Annotated in this window: 19 protein-coding genes; 8 read left to right on the top strand and 11 right to left on the bottom strand. The window is 61.3% G+C overall.

The genetic code is table 11. From position 1 onward, the window contains the following. Nucleotides 1-29: 29 nt before the first annotated feature. Both AMC99_RS09460 and clpB read right to left on the bottom strand, forming a co-directional pair. Entirely contained in the window at nucleotides 30-1484 is a 1455-nt protein-coding gene (locus tag AMC99_RS09460) for a tetratricopeptide repeat-containing sulfotransferase family protein (protein WP_061925938.1), read from the bottom strand. Nucleotides 1485-1542: 58 nt separating this feature from the next. Further along, complete coding sequence (gene clpB / locus AMC99_RS09465) at nucleotides 1543-4119, bottom strand: ATP-dependent chaperone ClpB (protein ID WP_061925940.1); 2577 nt, start codon at nucleotides 4117-4119, stop codon at nucleotides 1543-1545. Nucleotides 4120-4301: 182 nt separating this feature from the next. On the opposite strand from clpB, the gene AMC99_RS09470 reads away from it, so the two are divergent. Then, the gene (locus AMC99_RS09470; RefSeq protein ID WP_061925943.1) at nucleotides 4302-5477 is read left to right on the top strand and encodes an acyl-CoA dehydrogenase family protein; all 1176 of its coding nucleotides are present in this window, start codon (nucleotides 4302-4304) and stop codon (nucleotides 5475-5477) included. A gap of 4 nt (nucleotides 5478-5481) precedes the next feature. Here AMC99_RS09470 and AMC99_RS09475 read toward each other — a convergent pair whose 3' ends face one another. Continuing rightward, nucleotides 5482-6930, bottom strand: a complete 1449-nt coding sequence (locus AMC99_RS09475; RefSeq protein WP_061925946.1) for an ATP-binding protein — start codon at nucleotides 6928-6930, stop codon at nucleotides 5482-5484. Nucleotides 6931-7085: 155 nt separating this feature from the next. On the opposite strand from AMC99_RS09475, the gene AMC99_RS09480 reads away from it, so the two are divergent. Both AMC99_RS09480 and AMC99_RS09485 read left to right on the top strand, forming a co-directional pair. Beyond that, on the top strand, nucleotides 7086-9314 hold the full coding sequence (locus AMC99_RS09480) for a penicillin acylase family protein (RefSeq protein ID WP_061925948.1): 2229 nt from the start codon (nucleotides 7086-7088) through the stop codon (nucleotides 9312-9314). 75 nt (nucleotides 9315-9389) lie between these two features. Then, entirely contained in the window at nucleotides 9390-9695 is a 306-nt protein-coding gene (locus tag AMC99_RS09485) for a hypothetical protein (protein WP_061925951.1), read from the top strand. A gap of 60 nt (nucleotides 9696-9755) precedes the next feature. Here the strand turns inward: AMC99_RS09485 and AMC99_RS09490 are convergent, their stop codons facing one another. Then, nucleotides 9756-10760, bottom strand: coding sequence for a helix-turn-helix transcriptional regulator (locus tag AMC99_RS09490; protein ID WP_061925954.1), 1005 nt, complete (start codon nucleotides 10758-10760; stop codon nucleotides 9756-9758). A 250-nt stretch (nucleotides 10761-11010) separates the two neighbouring features. On the opposite strand from AMC99_RS09490, the gene AMC99_RS09495 reads away from it, so the two are divergent. The 5 genes from AMC99_RS09495 (at nucleotide 11011) to AMC99_RS09515 (ending at nucleotide 14008) form a co-directional block, all read left to right on the top strand. Beyond that, nucleotides 11011-11799, top strand: coding sequence for a hypothetical protein (locus tag AMC99_RS09495; RefSeq protein WP_061925957.1), 789 nt, complete (start codon nucleotides 11011-11013; stop codon nucleotides 11797-11799). An 18-nt stretch (nucleotides 11800-11817) separates the two neighbouring features. Continuing rightward, nucleotides 11818-12435, top strand: coding sequence for a hypothetical protein (locus tag AMC99_RS13880; RefSeq protein WP_083440134.1), 618 nt, complete (start codon nucleotides 11818-11820; stop codon nucleotides 12433-12435). A gap of 68 nt (nucleotides 12436-12503) precedes the next feature. Then, entirely contained in the window at nucleotides 12504-12998 is a 495-nt protein-coding gene (locus tag AMC99_RS09505) for a hypothetical protein (RefSeq protein WP_232301359.1), read from the top strand. Nucleotides 12999-13026: 28 nt separating this feature from the next. Then, complete coding sequence (locus tag AMC99_RS09510) at nucleotides 13027-13476, top strand: META domain-containing protein (RefSeq protein ID WP_061925960.1); 450 nt, start codon at nucleotides 13027-13029, stop codon at nucleotides 13474-13476. A 28-nt stretch (nucleotides 13477-13504) separates the two neighbouring features. Next, nucleotides 13505-14008: a hypothetical protein gene (locus AMC99_RS09515; protein WP_157058294.1), complete on the top strand. Its 504-nt coding sequence runs from the start codon at nucleotides 13505-13507 to the stop codon at nucleotides 14006-14008. A 7-nt stretch (nucleotides 14009-14015) separates the two neighbouring features. Here AMC99_RS09515 and AMC99_RS09520 read toward each other — a convergent pair whose 3' ends face one another. The 7 genes from AMC99_RS09520 to AMC99_RS09550 form a co-directional block, all read right to left on the bottom strand. Beyond that, nucleotides 14016-14255, bottom strand: coding sequence for a hypothetical protein (locus AMC99_RS09520; RefSeq protein ID WP_061925966.1), 240 nt, complete (start codon nucleotides 14253-14255; stop codon nucleotides 14016-14018). A gap of 68 nt (nucleotides 14256-14323) precedes the next feature. Next, nucleotides 14324-15352: a methyl-accepting chemotaxis protein gene (locus AMC99_RS09525; protein WP_061925969.1), complete on the bottom strand. Its 1029-nt coding sequence runs from the start codon at nucleotides 15350-15352 to the stop codon at nucleotides 14324-14326. 62 nt (nucleotides 15353-15414) lie between these two features. Beyond that, nucleotides 15415-15885 carry a sulfurtransferase TusA family protein gene (locus tag AMC99_RS14295; RefSeq protein ID WP_338021466.1) on the bottom strand — a complete coding sequence of 157 codons (471 nt, stop codon included), beginning with the start codon at nucleotides 15883-15885 and terminating at the stop codon, nucleotides 15415-15417. After that, nucleotides 15816-16277 carry a tRNA (cytidine(34)-2'-O)-methyltransferase gene (locus AMC99_RS09535; RefSeq protein ID WP_061925973.1) on the bottom strand — a complete coding sequence of 154 codons (462 nt, stop codon included), beginning with the start codon at nucleotides 16275-16277 and terminating at the stop codon, nucleotides 15816-15818. Before AMC99_RS09535 ends, AMC99_RS14295 begins: the two co-directional genes overlap by 70 nt. A gap of 12 nt (nucleotides 16278-16289) precedes the next feature. After that, the gene (locus AMC99_RS09540) at nucleotides 16290-16856 is read right to left on the bottom strand and encodes a DUF1993 domain-containing protein (RefSeq protein WP_061925976.1); all 567 of its coding nucleotides are present in this window, start codon (nucleotides 16854-16856) and stop codon (nucleotides 16290-16292) included. 29 nt (nucleotides 16857-16885) lie between these two features. After that, nucleotides 16886-18382, bottom strand: a complete 1497-nt coding sequence (gene gatB, locus AMC99_RS09545; RefSeq protein ID WP_061925979.1) for an Asp-tRNA(Asn)/Glu-tRNA(Gln) amidotransferase subunit GatB — start codon at nucleotides 18380-18382, stop codon at nucleotides 16886-16888. Then, nucleotides 18382-18576 (bottom strand): hypothetical protein, encoded by a 195-nt coding sequence (locus AMC99_RS09550; protein ID WP_157058295.1) that lies wholly within the window; start codon nucleotides 18574-18576, stop codon nucleotides 18382-18384. Before AMC99_RS09550 ends, gatB begins: the two co-directional genes overlap by 1 nt. Between the last annotated feature and the right edge of the window lie 81 nt (nucleotides 18577-18657).

Raw genomic sequence — 18657 nt, forward strand, 5'->3', positions numbered from 1 at the left:
TTGCTTTGGCGTTACGGCGAACGCCGCGATCAGCCGTAGTAAGCAGCTCTGAATGGTTCGAGTTGCGCGGCGAATTTCTCAGACTTGCCGATCGCATCGGTGGAAATTGCCGAACGCACCTGTTTCACGCTGGCCGTGCGCACCTTGCGACGGTTCTTGTGGAACTCCAGCACGCCTTCTTCCATCTCAAGGCCGGCATGCCCCAGCAAGCGCGGGATCCAGCTCTGCGGATCGCGCACCATGTCTTCGTACTGCACCGTCATGATCCGGTCGGGGAAAAGCGCGGTCCAATGCGCAAAGAGCTGGTCTTCCAACTTCATCTGATGCGCGATGTCCTCCATCGACCAGCTCCAGCTGACCGATGAAGTGAAGAATGCACGATAGGCGGAAAGTGCGATGTCCTCGGGCCGGCGCCGCATCCAGATGATCTGCGCTTCCGGCATGGCGTGAAGCAGCAGGCCCATCACCATCGACTGGCTCAACGTCTTGTCGACGACCAGCCCGGAGCCGGGAAAACGCATCCTGAGCATCTTGTGGTAATCTTCGGCGATTTCGCCCCACGGATCCTTGCTCTTCGAGCGTTCCTGATAGGCGATAGCGCCTTCAAAGCTGTTGTCCTTGGTCGGGATCATCGCCGCTTGGACAAGGTTCACCTCTGCCCCGTCGGTCACCTTTGAATGGCTGGCCAGGATCGATTCCACCAGCGTGGTCCCCGAACGCGGCAGACCATTCACGAAGATCGCCCGCTGCTGCCTCGCTCGTGATGGCACGAGGCGTGCCATACCTTCCTCGGTAAAATCGCGGATCAATCCGGCAGCGAATGCCTTGTGCCGCTCGCGATCATAGGGTTCCTCGCGCCGACGGATCGCGGCCCCCTTCTCGTAATAGGCAAAGCCCTGTTCGACCTCGCCCATGTCCACGAGCGCCTTGCCCATGCCGTAGAAATAGCGCGCCTGAGTGAGTGGATCGACCGTGCCAATGTGCGGCTCGACTGCAGCCATGCCTGCGAAGTCGGGATCGCCCGGTTCGAAGGTCTTTATCATGGTCAGCGCGAACCAGCCTTGCGGCGAAGTCGGCGCCGCCTTCAGCGACTGGCGCAGCAGTGCCTCGGCGTTCTCGAAATCGCCACCTTCGCTCGCGATCGTGCCGCGGAAATGCAGCGCGCCGGGATGTTGCTGGGCCTGCGGCGGCAACCGGTCGAGCAAGGCAATGCCTTCTTCCGAACGGCCGATCTGGGCCAGGGCGCCGCAATGCTGCAACAACCTGTCGAGACGGATCGGCTCGGTCATCGTGAAGCGGCGCGAGGCCTCTATGCCGAGGTCGATTTCACCAATCTTGTTCGCCAGCTTGCTCACGCTCGCCCACTTGTCGCCGGTCTGCTCACCAGCGCGTAGGTCTTGCGCGATCAGCGCAGCCGCACGGCGGCGCTCGCCTTGTTCGAGCGCCGCAACAGCGTCGAGGATATGTGATTTCGGACTTGGCATGACCGGCTTCTAGCAGTCAGGCCGAGGCTGTCCACTCACTGCCCGATGGCCGCCAAAATCAGCTGACGACCATCTGCAACTCGCCATCACCCTCGTCGATTTTCACTGTCGATCCGTCCGGCACATCGCCGCGCAGGATCTTGTCGGCAAGCGGATCTTGCAAATAGCGCTGGACGGCACGCTTCAGCGGCCTTGCGCCATACACCGGATCGTAGCCGACACGGCCGAGCCACTTGCGCGCCCCTTCCGTGAGGTCGAGCGTGATCTTGCGATCCTTGAGCAGCTTCTGAACCCGCGAAACCTGGATATCCACGATCGGCGCCATGTGCTCCTGCCCCAGGCGGTGGAACAGGATGATCTCGTCCAGGCGGTTCAGGAATTCGGGCCGGAAATGGCCGCGTACGACGTCCATCACTTGCGGCTCGACATCCTCGACCTTCTGCCCATCGTCCATATTGGCGAGGAACTGGCTGCCGAGGTTGGAAGTGAGGATGATCAGCGTGTTGCTGAAATCCACGACCCTGCCCTGCCCGTCGGTCAGGCGACCGTCATCGAGGACCTGCAACAGAACGTTGAACACGTCGTTGTGGGCCTTCTCGACCTCATCGAACAGCACGACCTGGTAGGGCCGGCGCCGCACGGCTTCGGTCAGCACGCCTCCTTCCTCGTATCCGACATAGCCCGGAGGCGCGCCGATCAGGCGGGCGACCGCATGCTTCTCCATGAATTCGCTCATGTCGATGCGGACCATCGCCTGGTCATCGTCGAACAGGAAGGATGCGAGCGCCTTGGTCAGTTCGGTCTTGCCGACACCCGTCGGGCCGAGGAACAGGAAGCTGCCCAGCGGCCGGTTCGGATCCTGCAGGCCGGCTCGAGCACGGCGCACGGCCTTCGAGACCGCTTCGATCGCCTGGCTCTGGCCGATGACCCGCTTGCCGAGGATTTCCTCCATCTGGAGCAATTTCTCGCGTTCGCCTTCCATCATCTTGTCGACAGGGATGCCGGTCCAGCGGCTGACCACGGAGGCGATATCCTCTTCGGTTACCTCTTCGCGCAGCAGCGCATTTTCGGACTGTTCGCGCGCTGCTTCGAGCTGCTTTTCCAATTCGGGGATGCGGCCATAGGAAAGCTCGCCCGCCTTCGCGAGATCGCCGTCGCGCTGCGCCTGTTCGAGCTCGATGCGCGCGGCATCCAGGTCTTCCTTGATCTTGCTCTCGGCCTGGATCTTGTCGCGTTCGTTCTGCCAGCGCGTGGTCAGCTCGCTCGACTGTTGCTCGAGATTGGCGAGCTCATCGCGCAAGGTGGCGAGCCGGTCCTTCGAGGCATCGTCGCTTTCCTTGGAAAGAGCCTGTTCTTCGATCTTGAGCTGGATGATGCGGCGGTCGAGGCTTTCGATTTCCTCGGGCTTCGATTCCACTTCCATGCGGATTCGGCTTGCCGCCTCGTCCATGAGGTCGATCGCCTTGTCCGGGAGAAATCGGTTCTGGATGTAGCGATTGGAGAGCTGGGCGGAAGCTACGATCGCGCCATCGGTGATGTTCACCCCGTGGTGCAGTTCATATTTTTCCTTTAGCCCGCGCAGGATGCTGATCGTATCCTCGACGCTCGGCTCTTCGATGAAAACCGGCTGGAACCGGCGCTGCAGGGCCGGGTCCTTCTCGACGTATTTCTGGTATTCGTCGAGCGTGGTCGCGCCGATGCAGTGCAGCTCGCCGCGGCTCAAAGCCGGCTTGAGCAGGTTCGATGCGTCCATGCTGCCTTCCGATGCGCCGGCACCGATCAGGGTGTGCATCTCGTCGATGAACAGAATGATCTGCCCGTCGGAACCCTTCACTTCATCGAGCACGGTCTTCAGCCGTTCCTCGAATTCGCCGCGATATTTTGCACCTGCGATCAGCGCCCCCATGTCGAGCGACATGAGCGTACGGCCCTTGAGGCTGTCGGGGACATCGCCATTGGCGATACGCAGGGCGAGACCTTCGGCAATGGCAGTCTTGCCAGTGCCCGGTTCGCCAATCAGCGCAGGGTTGTTCTTTGTACGGCGAGCCAGGATCTGGATCGTACGGCGGATTTCCTCGTCGCGGCCGATCACCGGATCGAGCTTGCCCGCACGCGCGGCCTCGGTCAGGTCGCGGGCGAATTTCTTCATCGCGTCATATGCGCTCTCGGCATTGGCGCTGTCGGCCGTCTTGCCCTTGCGCAATTCGTTGATCGCAGCTTCGAGCGATTGCGGCGTCAGGCTCGCAGCCTTGAGCGCTTCGCCAGCCTTGGTCTGGGAAAGCGCAAGCGCGAGCAGCAGACGCTCGACAGTGACATAGCTGTCACCCGACTTCTCGGCGATTTGTTCCGCCTGGTCGAGCACGCGCACGGCATCATTGTCGAGCCCAGGCGTCGATTGCGCGCCCGAGCCGGAAACTGCCGGGACCTTGGCCAGTTCGGCATCGACGGCGCTCACCGCCAGCCCGGGCTGGCCGCCTGCACGCTGGATCAGCCCGGCAGCCATGCCTTCGTTATCTTCGAGCAACGCCTTGAGAAGATGCGTCGGCGTAATCCGCTGGTGGTTCATGCGGATCGCGACGGTCTGCGCGCTCTGCAGGAAACCCTTCGCGCGGTCGGTGAATTTTTCGAGATTCATTTCTGGATGTCCCTCATGGATTGTACCGCACCGATATGGTGTTGCAAATTAGCAACACAAGCCCTGACCCCGAAATTTCCGAGGTGTGTTAGTCGAATATAGGGGTCCCTCGCTTTCTGACGAGGGGTGAGTGCAAATTTTTGATTTGACCTCGCCCGGCGTCCGCGCAAGCCTCCCGAATTATGACTGCATTCGACGATTGGCGCGCCCGCTCACCCTATTATGACGAAAGCCACGAGGCGCTCGCGATGAGCGTTCGCCGTTTCGTCGAACGGGAAATATCCCCGAACATCGACCGTTGGGAAGCGGAGGGCGAATTGCCCCGCGACCTTCACCGCAAGGCGGCACAAGCCGGCATACTCGGCCTGCGCTATCCCGAGGAATTTGGCGGACACGAGGAAGGATTCGACATCTTCCATGGGCTGGTCGTGACCGAAGAGCTCGCCGCCTGCGGAGCTGGCGGGCTCGGCGCATCGCTGATGACGCATGGCATCGGTCTGCCGCCGGTCCTGGCGCTCGGTTCGGAAGAGATGAAGCAGTGCGTGGCCCCGCCGGTGCTCGCAGGCGAGAAGATCATCGCGCTCGGTATTACCGAGGCGGGTGGCGGATCGGACGTCGCCAATCTCAGGACGACGGCCGTTCGTGATGGCGACCACTATGTCGTCAACGGCGGCAAGATGTTCATCACTTCCGGTATGCGCGCGGACTGGCTGACCTGTGCTGTACGGACGGGCGGCCCGGGCGCTGGCGGCATTTCGCTGCTGCTGATCGACATGGCGAGCGAGGGCGTCGAGCGAACACGGCTCGACAAGATGGGCTGGCGCTGTTCGGACACCGCCGCCATCCATTTCAGCGACGTGCGCGTGCCTGCCGAAAACCTCATCGGGCCGGAGAACGGCGGCTTCATCGGGATCATGCGCAATTTCAATGGTGAGCGGCTGGGCATGGCCATGGGCTGCTGTGCCTATGCTCGCGTCGCAATGGCCGAGGCTGCCGACTGGGCGCAGCAACGCGAAACTTTCGGCAAACCGCTGGTCGGTCACCAGTCGATCCGCATCAAGCTCGCCGACATGGAACGCCAGATCGAGGCGACGCAGGCATGGGTCGATCTTTGCGCCTGGCAGGTTCGCGAGGGGCGCGACCGTCCGGCTGATTTCGCCATGCTCAAGGTGCAGGCAACGCGCATGCTCGAAGCCGTCGCGCGCGAAGCTGCGCAGGTCCTCGGCGGAGCGAGCTACATCACCGGAAGCAAGGTGGAACGGATCTATCGCGAGGTGCGGGTCAACGCGATCGGCGGCGGCAGCGAGGAAATCATGCTTGATCTTGCCGGTCGCCAGCTATTCGGCGGATCGCGCTAGCGATTCAACCCGCGTTCACGTTTTCCAGACCCGGCACCATCAGCGTCCGGTCGCCGCCGAAGTCCTCCCGCACGACGATCAGTCCCTGCCGCTCGAGGTGGTCGAGCAGGCGGCGGATCCGTCCGGGCGAGCTGGTTCCGTAAGCCTGGGCAAGTTCGTTTTCGTCGACCTGTGTTTCGCCAGCGTGCGCAGCCTTGGCGATGACCAGGAACGGCGCCAGCAGGTCTTCTTCCACCCTGCCTGCCAGCTGCAGGATGCGGCTCTGCACCGCTTCGTCCAGATCGCCCAGCCCTGCTCCGGCAATGGCAAAGCGGCGCCGAAAGCTCTGCATATCGGGCATGGGGCCGATCAGGCGTTCGCGGCGGCAACGCGTCAGGAATGTCTGGTACTGGGCGCTTGCCGACTGGAAGGCGATACCCTCCTCACCCGCCAGTTCGAAAATGATCTCTTCAATCCGCGTAGCAACGGCAGATGTGTCCGCCGGTTCGGCCGGTTGCGGAACCTGGCGCTCTTCGGCTGAGGCAATGGTCCGCTCGACATCCTCGACCCGCGGTGCCGGAGGTGGCGGTGGCGGAGGCGCCGATTTCGCCGCCTCTGCCGCGAGATTGCTGGTGAGCAGCGCCTCCATATCGGCGGGCGCGGTGTCCGGCAGGGCCATCAGGCCTTCGGCGCGCGCCTTGTTACCGGTCTTCACAGGACCAATCTTCACCGACAGGGGAACCCGCGTGATCGCAGGGCCTAGAGCGAGAAAATGTCCACGTTCCAGTTCGCGGATGCGCTCCGCCTGTCGCCGCTCCATGCCGAGCAGGTCGGCGGCGCGAACCATATCAATGTCGAGGAAAGTGCGGCCCATCAGGAAGTTCGACGCCTCTGCCGCGACATTCTTCGCGAGTTTCGCCAGACGCTGCGTCGCGACGATCCCGGCCAGACCGCGCTTGCGGCCGCGGCACATCAAATTGGTCATGGCCGACAGCGTCATGCGCCGCGTGTCTTCGGCAATCTCGCCCGCCACCGCAGGCGCGAACATCTGCGCCTCGTCCACCACCACCAGCACCGGATACCAGTGTTCGCGCGGGGCATCGAACAGCGCGGTCAGGAACTGCGCGGCACAACGGATTTGCTGTTCGACCTCCAACCCGTCGAGATCCAGCACCACGCTGGCGCGGTGTTCGCGGATACGTCGCGCGAGCGCCTCGATCTCTGCCGGGGCATAGGCCGACCCGTCGATCACTACATGGCCGAACTCCTCTGCCAGCGAAGGGAAGTCGCCCTCGGGATCGATCACGACCTGCTGGACCATGCCGGCGCTTTCTTCCAGCAGGCGGCGCAGCAGATGCGATTTGCCGCTACCCGAATTGCCCTGGACGAGCAGTCGGGTGGCGAGCAATTCTTCTATGTCGAAGCTGACCGGCGCGCCATTTGCGCCGTGTCCGATGACGATCTGCGTATCCACATCTGCCGGGGTAGCCGTGCAGGCATGGATACCGAAAGACCCCCTTGCGACTTTATCCCGAGCGAATCGCAAACAGCTTTCTCCCGTCGCAAGTGATTGTGCCCTTCACCCGTGGACAGAACCCCGTTAGCGTCGCGGGCGAAGGAGAGAACTGGATGAAATCGTGGTTTGCGCGGATCGGATTCGCGTTGCTTGTGCTCGTGCTGGCGGGCTTCATATTCCTGGCGAGTTGGGAACCGTTCGCTGCGCGCTCCAGCGCGGCCCTGCCTGAAAGGCATTATCGCGCAGAGATTATCCGCGACGAATTCGGCGTCCCCCACATCTATGGAAAGACCGACGCCGACGTCGCATTCGGCGTTGCGATCGCCCACGCCGAGGACGATTTCTTCACGCTGCAGGATGTCGTCGCCATGTCGAAGGGTCGCTATGGCGCCATCGCGGGCGAGGAAGGCGCTGCCTTCGACTATGCCTACCACCTGCTCGATGCGCGCGGAACGGCAGAACGCCACTATCCCGAGCTACCCGCGGATACTCGCGCCCTTTTCGATGCCTATGCCGCCGGGTTGAACCAGTATGCCGCGGAGCATCCGGAAGAAGCGAAGCTGGGCAATCTATTCCCCGTCGACGGCGTCGATATCGCGGCAGGCTTTGCCCTGCGCCAGCCGTTCTTCTTCGGCCTCGGCAACGTGATCCAGCCGCTCGTCGCAGGCGAGCCATTGCTGCGCGAATATGGCCCCGACATCCCGGGTTATCCGCGCGACGGATCGGAGCCGGAAAGCACGAAGTCCGAGCAGGCGAACCTGCGCCACGCGCCGCTGCCGTGGGGCGAGGATGGCGCGCTCGCGGGGTCTAACGCCTTTGCCGTGACGCCCGAAAAATCCGGTGGGCCGAGCGTGCTCATCTCGAATAGCCACCAGCCGTGGCGCGGCGGTGTCGCCTGGTACGAACTCGTGGTCGAGAGCGAGGAAGGCTGGCACTATGCGGGTGCAAACTTCCCCGGATCGCCCTTCCCCTTCCTCGGCCATAACGAGGACCTCGGCTGGACCAACACGGTCAACCGCCCCGACATGGTCGATGTTTACGAGCTCGACGTTTCGAAGGAGGTCATCGGCAACAATCACCGCCTGATGTACCAGTTCGGCGACGAATGGCTCGAACTGGAAAGCGAGGAGGTCACCCTCCCCGTCAAGATCGGCCCCGTAGTCATTCCGGTCGAGCGCATGGTCTATCGCAGTGTCCACGGCCCGGTGATCAAGAACGACAAGGGCTATTTCGCCATCCGTTACGGCGGCATCGACAATCTGGGCCAGCTCGACGCCTATTATCGCCTCAACAAGGCGAAGACGCTCGATGAATGGCAGACGCAGCTGGCGCGAATGGACATCCCTTCGACCAATTTCATCTACGCCGACAAGGCAGGCAACATCGCCTATGTCTATAATGCCGCCCTGCCCGACCGACAGGCCGGCCCCAACTGGCGCGGCATCCTGCCCGGCAACGACCCCGAGCTCGTATGGCAGGGTACGGTCGACTTCGCCGAGGTGCCCAAGATCGTGAACCCGTCATCGGGCTGGATCTACAACGCCAATAACGAGCCATACACCGCGGCAGGTGCCGCAGATGATCTCGACCCGGCCGATTTCGCCCCCGAACTGGGTGTCGAACTTAAGCAGACCAACAGGTCGCGCCGTGCGTGGAAACTGCTGAGCGAGGCAAGCCTGCTCGACCGCAAGACGCTGGAGCGGATCAAGTATGACACCGCCTACGTGCGCGAGGGCTATGTCGATCAGCTGTGGGACCAGCTGGAAGCGCTCGACCTGTCGAACGATGACAAGCTGGCCGAAGCTCGCGACCTCTTGCTCGAGTGGGACTTCACCGCTGACAATCGCGGCCGGGCAGATGCGCTCGCCCTGCTGATGATCAAGGAGTTCATGTCGGCCGAGTACCAGAACAAGCCCGAGCCCGATGCACTGGAACAGCTGGAAACCTCGGTCGACCATCTGATGACGCATTTCGGCCGTATCGATCCGCCAATGTCGCAATTGCTGCGCTTGCGGCAACCGCTCGGACCCAATGCGGTGGACCTGCCGCTCGATGGCGGCTCCGACACCCTACGCGCTTCGACCACATGGGATGTGGACGAGGATGGCAGGCTGTCGGTGAAGCATGGCGACAGCTTCATCATGTGGGCCGAATGGATGCCGGGCGAGCGCGTCAGCTCGCGTTCGATCCAGCCCTATGGTGCAGCAACGACGCGGCCTGGCAGCAATCATTACAGCGATCAGGCCGCACTGTTCGTGCAGCACAAGCTGAAGCCGGTTCATTTCTGGCGCGAGGATGTGCTGGCCAATGCCAAGCGCCGATATGTGGTTGAGTCTTACTGACACGAGTGTAAACACGGAACGCGAAGGCCGCCCGTGAATTGATGGGTGGAAGCTTTATCCAAGGAGGAGAATACGATGTCTGTTGCTGGAACCTACGATACCGTCGTCAAGAGCCCGATGGGCGACCAGAAGGGCACCTTTACCGTCGTACCAGGCGATGACGGCAACACTTTCACCGGCTCGATGGCTGGCGGCATGGGTTCGATGGACATCGAAAACGGCACGATCGACGGCGACAAGCTGACCTGGAAGATGAACATGACGGTGCCGATGCCGATGACGCTCGACTGCGAAGCGACCGTCAATGGCGACCAGCTGACCGGTGCAGTCAATGCCGGCGCATTCGGTTCGATGCCGCTGACTGGCCAGCGCCAGGGCTGATCCAAACCCGGATTTGATCGAAGGGGCCGTCGGCGCGATCCGGCGGCCCTTTTTCGTGGGCTATAACCTGGCCCGTGTCGTCCCCCGACGCCACTCCCCCGGTGCGGTGCCGAAGTTCTTGCGGAACGAACGGATGAAGCTGGACGCTTCCGAATAGCCCAGGTTCTCCGAAACTTGGGACACCGACATTTCGCCCGACGCGAGGTATTCTGCCGACAGTTCCATCCGGACGTCGTTGGTGAGGTTCCTGAGAGAAAGGCCCTTTGACGACAGCTCGCGGGCCAGCGTGCGCACCGACATGCCGCGTTCCGACGCCAAATCGGCCATCTGCGGAATCCGCCGGTTCAGCCTGAGCCGCTCCCTTATCTGGGCCTTCAGCGACTGGACACTGGCACTGGCAGTCGGTTGTCCGACCCTCGGGTCCTCTTGCAATTCTTCGCGTTGCGAATTGCGGTAGTCGGGATTTGGCAGGTCAAGATAGCTGGTGTGCAGCCGAAGCATCGTCGACTGATCGCTCATGACGAAGCGTTCTTGTGCAATCGCGTTTATCTCTGCGATCAGACCTTCCTCTACACCGCTGATTTCGGCGGCAATTACCGGTCGTGTTTTCTGGCCCGGCCCGGCATGCCCGATGAAGGAATCGATCAGGCGCAGCAGGAGAAAGAGGCAGGTGAGTTCGAGGAATCGTCCCAACGGACCGACATCTGGATCGGTTGCTATGTCGATCCCGACCATTTCATCGCCGTGGGTGAATTCGACAAGGAAGTAAGGCGACGTTCGGGTCAGTTCCGCAGTCAATACCTTGAGCGACGCACCAAGGTCGGGTGCCCGGCTGAGCAGTCCGCCAGGGGCGACGACCGGTCGTTCGATAACACTTGTCAGCAGCGCCTTCTCACCCACATTTTCGACGAGGTTCGCGATCAGCCTCAGATCGTCGATAACGGGGATGAATGTCCTGTCGAGGTCCTCGGCAGATAATTTGGTACCTTCGAACATCCAGTCCGGATGCCCGAAACTGTTACCCCAATGCCGGGTCATACCGACCGGAACGGGGGCAGCTGCCATGTTCGGACGCAGTCTTTCGAGTCGGTCCAGAGAATCGGCAAAACGGTTCACATGTCGTCCTTCGTTCTGGCCCCCGAACTTCGAAAGCTGCCAATTTGGCAGAAAATGTCAACCGATTGGCAGGAAGAGGCAATATGAACTGTCACAAGCCTTTGATAGCCTTGGAATGAATCGAGCTACTTTGACGCAGAGCAAAGCGCACGAAGCCCTTTAGTCGCGAACATAAAGAATACCCACCAAGGAGGTCATTATGACTGCCCGTCTAGCTAAAGTTGCCCTGATCACTTCGTGTACCGCCCTGGTTGCGACACCGGTTCTTGCCGAAAAGGCAAACCAGTTGATCGACATCAACGGTTCGCGCGGTCGGGATGCCGAATACCAGCTGCAGCAGCGTGGTTTCGCTCATGTTTCCACCAACAAAAACGATATGGGCTACGTGTACAGCTACTGGTGGGATTCCAAGGACGACGATTGCGTCGTGGTCGAAGTCTATGACGGCCGCGTCATGACCATCAACGACGCATCCGATCAGGACTGCGGCCATCACAAGGGTGGTGACGCAGGGGCAGCAGTCGCCGCTGTTGCAGGTGCAGCGATCCTCGGCGCATTGCTCAGCCACAAGTCGCATCACCATGAAGACGACAAGCACAAGGCCGATGCCGCAGCAGAAGCGCAATACGAACGCGGTTACACAGACGGTCTGCACAATGCGTCCTATCACAATTACGACCGGTCCGACGATTACGCCAATGGCTACAACGCTGGTGTGAGTGAGCGGAATGCCAACCTGCGCCACCACTATAATCGAGGCGGTTACGCCCCGGTCGCCCACTACAACGACCTGCAAGGCGCGCGCGCAGCGGGCGGCATGGACGAAATGTCGCGGCGCGGTTTCCGCCAGGTGGACAATTTCACCAGCGGCAACACCCGCTATTCGATTCAGTACAAGGCGGACACCCGCCAGTGCGTGCAGGTCACGATCGCAGACGGCCACTTCTACGACCTTCGCGATATCGGCCAGCACCCCAAGTGCCGTTAAGGGCGGGGAGAACGAGACATGCGTAACGGCATTTTCCTGGCGGGCGCTGCGGCGCTCGCCCTCTCCGCTTGTGGCGGCGCGGCCGAAGATACTTCCGAAACCGATGTCGCGGCTGAAGAAGTCGCGGTTATCCCGGAAAGCCTTGCCCCATTTGGCGATGGTTATCCGAACGCCGGCGATCCCTGCCTGAAGCTGGGCGAAAGTGCGGCAACATCGAATTACCTCGATGACAGCGCTATCCTCGTCGGCTGCCCCACAGAAGCGGCAGCAGAGGCATTGGGCGGCAATATCGTCGGCAATGTCGATGGCGTGCGTCTCGTTTCGATTTCGTTGGGCGACGCCAATGTGGGCATGACATCTCCGGTCGGAGAAAACGGCCCGGCAGTGGGCGCTGCTCCGGCGAAGTCCGCAGCGGTAAAGATCCGCGGCCCCAACAGCCTCGAAAGCAAGTGCGCCGACAAGGTCGGCCGCGAAACGGGTGCGCCCGTCATCGGAACCAACCGGATTGAGGAATCCGAAGCGGCCATCGCGATCTACATCAATGTGCAGGGCGGCGAAGAACCCTGGCGCTGCCTCGCCTATCGTGACGGCACGATAGGCGAAGTGATGTACACGGGCAGCGAGGGCGCCCTTTAATACAACGAGTCGGGCGCCGCAGCCTTGAAAAACCGCGGCGCCCAACTCTTTCAATGCGGGATGACGACATGAAACACATGATCCGGGCCGGTGCTCTTGCTAGCACGCTTGCTCTCGTACTTTCGGCCTGTGGTAGCGCAGAGGAGTCTCCTGCAACGGACGAGACTTCTGCCGAAGCGCTATCCTCCGATGCCGCTGCCGATTCAGGCGGCACTGCACCCGCCAGTCCGGAAACAGAAGACGCGTTGGTGGAGGGCACCGAATACAACGCGACGACGATCATGGATTGCGGCTTCGACAACAAGCCGCCCGCACAGTCTTGCAATGCCGGGGTCAAGCGCAACTGGGGCGAGGACGGGACGTCACTCGTCGAAGTGACCAAGCCCGACGGTTCGAAGCGTGCGATTTTCGTTCGCGGGACAGAACCCTATGGCGCAGACAGCGCCCAGGCTGATGGTTCGGCAGGATGGGAATTCAATACCACGCGCGAAGGCGACCAGGTTACGGTCAAATTCGGTCCGGAAACCTATGTCATTGTCGATGCGCTGATCACCGGCGGATAATGGCTATTTGCACCAGGAGCGTAATCCGATGATGAAATCGACACTCGCAAAGGCCGGCTTCGGCACGGTCGCGCTGCTTGCCCTGTCGGGCTGCGAAAGCCTCCCCGGCGAAGCTTTTCACCCGCTCAACGGCACGAGCTGGCGGCTGGTTGACGTCGAAACATCGGGCACCTCGACCCGGCTCAATCCCGAATTGCAGGCACGCCACACCCTGAAATTCGAACGTGGAGGTTCGCTCATCCTGCAGCTCGATTGCAATCGCGGAACCGGCGACTGGAACGCATCCTTGCCCGAAACCTATAACGGCACGCTCGTCATTTCGCAGATTGCCTCGACCCGCGCATTGTGCCCCAAGCCGACATTCGGCGAAGATCTCGCTGCGGACCTTCCGACCTCGACGAACTACACGCTAACTCCTGACGGAAGAGGCCTCGTCATCCGCGCAAGGCGGGTCGTTTACGCTTTTGAACGGAACTGACGTGCGATCTTCTTTACCTCGCGGCCTGATGCTCGCTGCATCGCTGCTCGTCATGTCGTGCAGTCATGCCAGCGCCAGCACTCCTGAAAGCCCGCCCCCACCGCCGTGGGACATGATTTCGTTCACAATGAACAGCTGGGGCGCACCGCTGACGATCTGGAACATCTTGCCCGATGGTAGCGGGGGCTTTGCCGAGGCGGTGCACGAGGAAGGTGCCCCGCCAATCGGCCCCGCGCCGATGGCGTGGCACGAACTGCCAGCCGATGCCGGGCAATATGCAAAGCTGGTGGCCATCCTCGATCGCCTGCCCGAAGTGGCGCCCGATGCCGGCGTGTGCGTAAACTTCATGACCGATGCACCCTATGGGACCTTGCGGCTGACCCGCGGTGCAACGACCACCGAAATCGCCTGGAATTCAGGCTGTATGGACGACGATTATGTCGCGTTCATGAGCGTGCTGGGGGATGCCAACAATCTGGTCGGCGAAATAGGGAAGGCCCAGCCTGTCAGCAGGACAGATCCCGTTCCCTGATCCCGGCTCAGCGTTTCCAGAGCCAGTAAAGTATCGCAGCGTTGATTGCCGGGCTGAGGATTGCGACAAGCGGTCCGTCAGTCCCGAAAACGCGATCGAGGAGCAGGTTCCACGGCAGGCCGAGGGGTACGAGGAATACAGCGGAAAGCGGGTCTTTCTCCTGACCAAACCAGCCGAACGTACCGATCGCCAGCAGCGCGAGCGCAATCACGTACAGTGCAGTGAAGATAATGAACGCCCACTTCATCGCCGGACCCCTTCCATCGTGAGGCTTCAAGCTATCACCAATATGGCCGCTGACAATGGCGAACTCGGTCAGGACGAAAGTCGGGTGAGGAATTTCTCGGTCGCATTCTCCAACTCGTCGACCACACTGTGAAGGTGGACGCTGGCGCTTTCGATTTCGCCTGAAAGCTCGAACGCGTGGTGCGCCGCCTTGGTCACCCTCTCGCACCGTCTGGCAACTTTCTCCACGCTTTCAGCACCGCCTGTGGCGCTCGCCTGGATCGACTTTGCCTGACCCATCTGTTCACTAACCTCGACGCCGATCGCCTCGGCTGAATCGATCAGGCGGCTCATACCGGCAGTCACTTCACGAACGGCGAGGTCGGTTTCCTTCGTCCCCGTATGGATGCCTTTGATCAGGTCGGTAGCCTCGCGGGTCACGGACTGGACGCTGTCGGCCAGCTGCTTCACCTCGTTGGCTACGACGGCAAATCCGCGCCCGGCCTCGCCTGAACGTGCCGCTTCGATCGTCGCGTTGAGGGCGAGAATGCGCGTCTGATCCGAAATACCGCTGATCACGCCGATAACGTGCCCGACACCGGTGGATTGCTGCGTCAAATTGCCGATCGTCGCTTCGCTACGCTGTGTCGTGGCCCGCGCTTCTGCACCTATCCTGGCCAGAAAGCCCCATGCGATGTCGACTGTCGTAACGGAATCGTGGAGCGCGTCGGCGTCCCGAACGATCGCTTGCGCCCGTTGGCTGGCCTCCTCGACCTCCTGCCGAGCCAGTTCGATTTCCGATCCGGTGGTCCGGGCAAAGTCGTACATCGTATGCGCGGATCGTTCCAACTGCTCGACAGCGACACCTAACGCAGTGGTCACACCTGCGATGGAGGCGCGAAATTCCTGGGCAAGCGAGGTAGCCTGCGCCTTGAAGCTTTCGGCGCGCGCTTCGGCTTCACGGCGCTGGTCGCGCTCGCTCTCGAGTGCAGCCTCTGCGATTGCAAGCTGCTGGTTGAGAGCAAGGATTTCATCTTCTGCGCTTTTCTCTGAAGCCATGCCGATTGTATCGACCTCGGCCGCGTCCAGCGCAGCATCGGCTGATTGCCAGAATTTCATGTCGATCCCCGCAAGCTGTTGACGGCGTTGCCCGCTTTCGCGGGCGACTGCGTGAGGCTGTCTCAGGCCTTGCGCTCTATGCGATAGCGGAATGTTCCATCGCTATGGTCCTGTTCGAGCAGGACGTTCCCGGTCGCACGGCAGAAAGAATCGAAATCGGCGACAGAGCCGGGATCGGTAGCGGTTACTTCGAGGATTTCACCAGCAGCCAATTTCGACAGGGTCTGCTTGGTCTTGAGGATCGGCAGCGGGCAGTTGAGGCCGCTGGTATCGAGTTTATGCGTTGAATCGCTTCGCTTCCGCTTCGAATGTCCGGGCAGCGCCGGGTTGAGTTCCTCGAGGGTTTTTCTAACGGGCGGTCTTTGCCGCCGCCGCCCTCTTTGCAGGATTCTTTCTATTTTCGGTAAACAGGTATGGTGAATCTGTTCACTTCTGACGACGCAGAGAAGGGGACCAGCGCCGATTACCAGTCGATATGTGACTTCACCGCCTGATAGGCAGCTGCTGCGACCGTGTTGGCCAGGTTCAACGATCGCACCTTGTCCGAACGCATGGGCAGACCGACAAGCTGACCGCGGTGAGCCTCGACAATTTCAGCCGGGATACCCTTGGTCTCGCGCCCGAAGACGAGATAGGCGTCGCGCGGGTATTCAGGCTCGTAGAAACTGCGGTCCGCATATTCCTCGAACAGGAACATCTGGTCGCGTCGCGGGCTACGTTCGGCGATGAAAGCCTCCCAGCTGGCGAACTCGACCAGCTGTATATGCGGCCAATAGTCGAGGCCGCTGCGCTTCACGCGCTTGTCGTCGATCTCGAAGCCGAGCGGGTGGATGAGGATCAGCTCCATATCGAGCGCGACGCAGGTGCGCCCGACCGCGCCGGTGTTGCCGGGTATCTCAGGCTGGATGAGGACGATGGATGTCATGCGCTCTCGCGCTCACCCTTGCGGTGCGCTTGCGGGCCGTATCTTGCCGAGAAGGTGCGCGACATAGTCCGCCTTGCCAAGATCGATGCCCTGCGCCCGCAGGATCGCGTATGCCGTCATGACATGGAAATAAAATTGCGGGATCGCCCAGTCACGCGCGTACTCGTCGGCAGTGAAATCGAAGATCATGCCGTTCGGCAGCTCGTGGGGAAGATCGCTCCTGCCTTCAGGCTCGCCTGCAATCGGCTCAACGTCGCGCACCCATTCCAGCGTTTCGGCGATCCGGTTGCGCGCATCATCCAGCGATCCCGGCGCTGTGCCCGCTTCCCTACCTTCGTCGAGCAGGGTCTGGACCATCGCAGGCAGCGGTTTGCCGGTAAGGCGGCACATACCTTCTATCGCCTGCACGCAGGAAAATCGCACCTGTGTTGCCAGCGGGAACATGTCGGCAGCAAGGCGAGCCGTTAGCAGCGCCTGCGCCTCTTCCTTACCCATTTGCGCCTCCGCCTTGTCGAGCCAGGCCGACATGGCGGACAGCATGTTCGAATAGCTCGGCGAAAGGAGTTGGTTCAGCTGCATTTACGAAAGTGTGCCGCGCTCGGGAATCGCTACCCCAGCTTGTCCTTCAGGATCTGGTTCACCACTGCCGGGTTGGCCTTGCCCTGCATCGCCTTCATCGTCTGGCCGACGAAGAAGCCGAACAGTTTGTCCTTGCCGCCGCGGTATTCCTCGACCTTGTCGCCATTGTTGGCGATGATCTCGTCGATAGCCGCTTCGATCGCGCCAGTGTCGCTGACCTGCTTGAGGCCCTCGCTATCTGCGATTTCACCCGGTTCACGACCGGTCTTGAGGACGATTTCGTAGATTTCCTTGGCCTGTCCGCCCGAAATTTCGCCCTTGTCCTGCATCGCCAGGATGCCGGCCTGCGCTTCGGCAGTCGCATTGCTCATGTCGGCCTCGTCGCCCAGCGACTTGGCGACGCCCGGTGCGACCGACAATGCCCAGTTGGCGACCTGCGTGGCGACAGACTTCTCGTCCTTGCCGATAGCCTTGGCAGTTGCGGCAAGCAGCGTTTCGAAGCGTGCGAAAGTTTCGACCTCGGCCGTCAGTTCGCGCGCGTTGTATTCGCTGAGACCCAGTTCGTTCTCGTAACGCGCACGCTTGGCATCGGGCAGTTCGGGGAGCGAGGCGCGGCATTCGTCGAGGAAGGAATCTTCCAGTTCGAGCGGCAGCAGGTCTGGATCGGGGAAGTAGCGGTAATCGTGCGCGTCTTCCTTGCTCCGCATCGAACGTGTGGTGCCGGTGTTCGGGTCGAACAGGCGGGTTTCCTGTACCACCGTGCCGCCGCTTTCGATCAGGTCGACCTGGCGGTTCGCTTCGTGTTCGATCGTCTGCATGACGAAGCGGACCGAGTTCACGTTCTTGGTTTCGGTGCGCGTGCCGAATTCCTCGCCCGGGCGGCGGACCGACACATTGACGTCGGCGCGCATGGAGCCTTCTTCCATATTGCCGTCGCAGCTGCCGACATAGCGCAGGATGGTGCGCAGCTTGCGGACATAGGCACCCGCCTCTGCCGGCGAGCGCATGTCGGGCCGGCTGACGATTTCCATCAGGGCAACGCCGCAGCGGTTCAAATCGACATAGGACATGGTCGGATGCTGGTCGTGCATCAGCTTACCCGCGTCCTGTTCGACATGGATACGCTCGATCCCGATGACCTTGTCTTCAGGGATGCCAGCCTTCTCGTCGGCTTCGATGGTCAGCGCGCCTTCACCCACGATCGGGTGATAGAGCTGGCTGATCTGGTAGCCCTGCGGAAGATCGGCATAGAAGTAGTTTTTGCGATCGAAACGGCTGTATTTGTTGATCTGCGCTTCGATCGCCATGCCGGTGCGAACCGCCTGGCGGATACATTCGCGATTGGGCACCGGCAGCATGCCGGGCATGGCCGCGTCGATCAGGGAAACATTGCAATTGGGTTCGGCGCCGAACGCCGTCGAAGCGCCCGAAAACAGCTTCGCATGCGAAGTGACCTGAGCATGGACCTCGAGGCCGATCACGACCTCCCATTCGCCCGTTGCACCCTGGATCCGGTAGCTACTCATCACTTGTTCCGCTCGTCTGTATCAATCGTTTCAATTCGCTTCGCCGGGACCGCCTGCCCCGCTTGCGCGGGATGATCTTCGGTCTTCACCTTGCCAGTCTCGCTATCGAACCGCGCCTCGCCGAATTCGACCTTGCGCGAGATGACGAAGGCAAAGACCACCAATGCGATCAGCGACCCTATCAAGATCAGCATGAACAGCATCAGCTTCGACCTCCAGCCATAGAAATGGCCCTTGGTTTACGGCTCTCGCTCATGGCCCGGTCGATAGGCGGG

It is taken from the genome of Altererythrobacter epoxidivorans (genome assembly GCF_001281485.1).
Classification (GTDB): Bacteria; Pseudomonadota; Alphaproteobacteria; order Sphingomonadales; family Sphingomonadaceae; genus Erythrobacter; species Erythrobacter epoxidivorans.

Coding starts and splice junctions, on each gene's coding strand:
- AMC99_RS09460 (WP_061925938.1), bottom strand. CDS start 1,484: ATGCCAAGTCCGAAATCACATATCCTCGACGCTGTTGCGGCGCTCGAA.
- clpB (WP_061925940.1), bottom strand. CDS start 4,119: ATGAATCTCGAAAAATTCACCGACCGCGCGAAGGGTTTCCTGCAGAGC.
- AMC99_RS09470 (WP_061925943.1), top strand. CDS start 4,302: ATGACTGCATTCGACGATTGGCGCGCCCGCTCACCCTATTATGACGAA.
- AMC99_RS09480 (WP_061925948.1), top strand. CDS start 7,086: ATGAAATCGTGGTTTGCGCGGATCGGATTCGCGTTGCTTGTGCTCGTG.
- AMC99_RS09485 (WP_061925951.1), top strand. CDS start 9,390: ATGTCTGTTGCTGGAACCTACGATACCGTCGTCAAGAGCCCGATGGGC.
- AMC99_RS09490 (WP_061925954.1), bottom strand. CDS start 10,760: ATGGCAGCTGCCCCCGTTCCGGTCGGTATGACCCGGCATTGGGGTAAC.
- AMC99_RS09495 (WP_061925957.1), top strand. CDS start 11,011: ATGACTGCCCGTCTAGCTAAAGTTGCCCTGATCACTTCGTGTACCGCC.
- AMC99_RS13880 (WP_083440134.1), top strand. CDS start 11,818: ATGCGTAACGGCATTTTCCTGGCGGGCGCTGCGGCGCTCGCCCTCTCC.
- AMC99_RS09505 (WP_232301359.1), top strand. CDS start 12,504: ATGAAACACATGATCCGGGCCGGTGCTCTTGCTAGCACGCTTGCTCTC.
- AMC99_RS09510 (WP_061925960.1), top strand. CDS start 13,027: ATGATGAAATCGACACTCGCAAAGGCCGGCTTCGGCACGGTCGCGCTG.
- AMC99_RS09515 (WP_157058294.1), top strand. CDS start 13,505: ATGCTCGCTGCATCGCTGCTCGTCATGTCGTGCAGTCATGCCAGCGCC.
- AMC99_RS09520 (WP_061925966.1), bottom strand. CDS start 14,255: ATGAAGTGGGCGTTCATTATCTTCACTGCACTGTACGTGATTGCGCTC.
- AMC99_RS09525 (WP_061925969.1), bottom strand. CDS start 15,352: ATGAAATTCTGGCAATCAGCCGATGCTGCGCTGGACGCGGCCGAGGTC.
- AMC99_RS09535 (WP_061925973.1), bottom strand. CDS start 16,277: ATGACATCCATCGTCCTCATCCAGCCTGAGATACCCGGCAACACCGGC.
- AMC99_RS09540 (WP_061925976.1), bottom strand. CDS start 16,856: ATGCAGCTGAACCAACTCCTTTCGCCGAGCTATTCGAACATGCTGTCC.
- gatB (WP_061925979.1), bottom strand. CDS start 18,382: ATGAGTAGCTACCGGATCCAGGGTGCAACGGGCGAATGGGAGGTCGTG.
- AMC99_RS09550 (WP_157058295.1), bottom strand. CDS start 18,576: ATGCTGATCTTGATAGGGTCGCTGATCGCATTGGTGGTCTTTGCCTTC.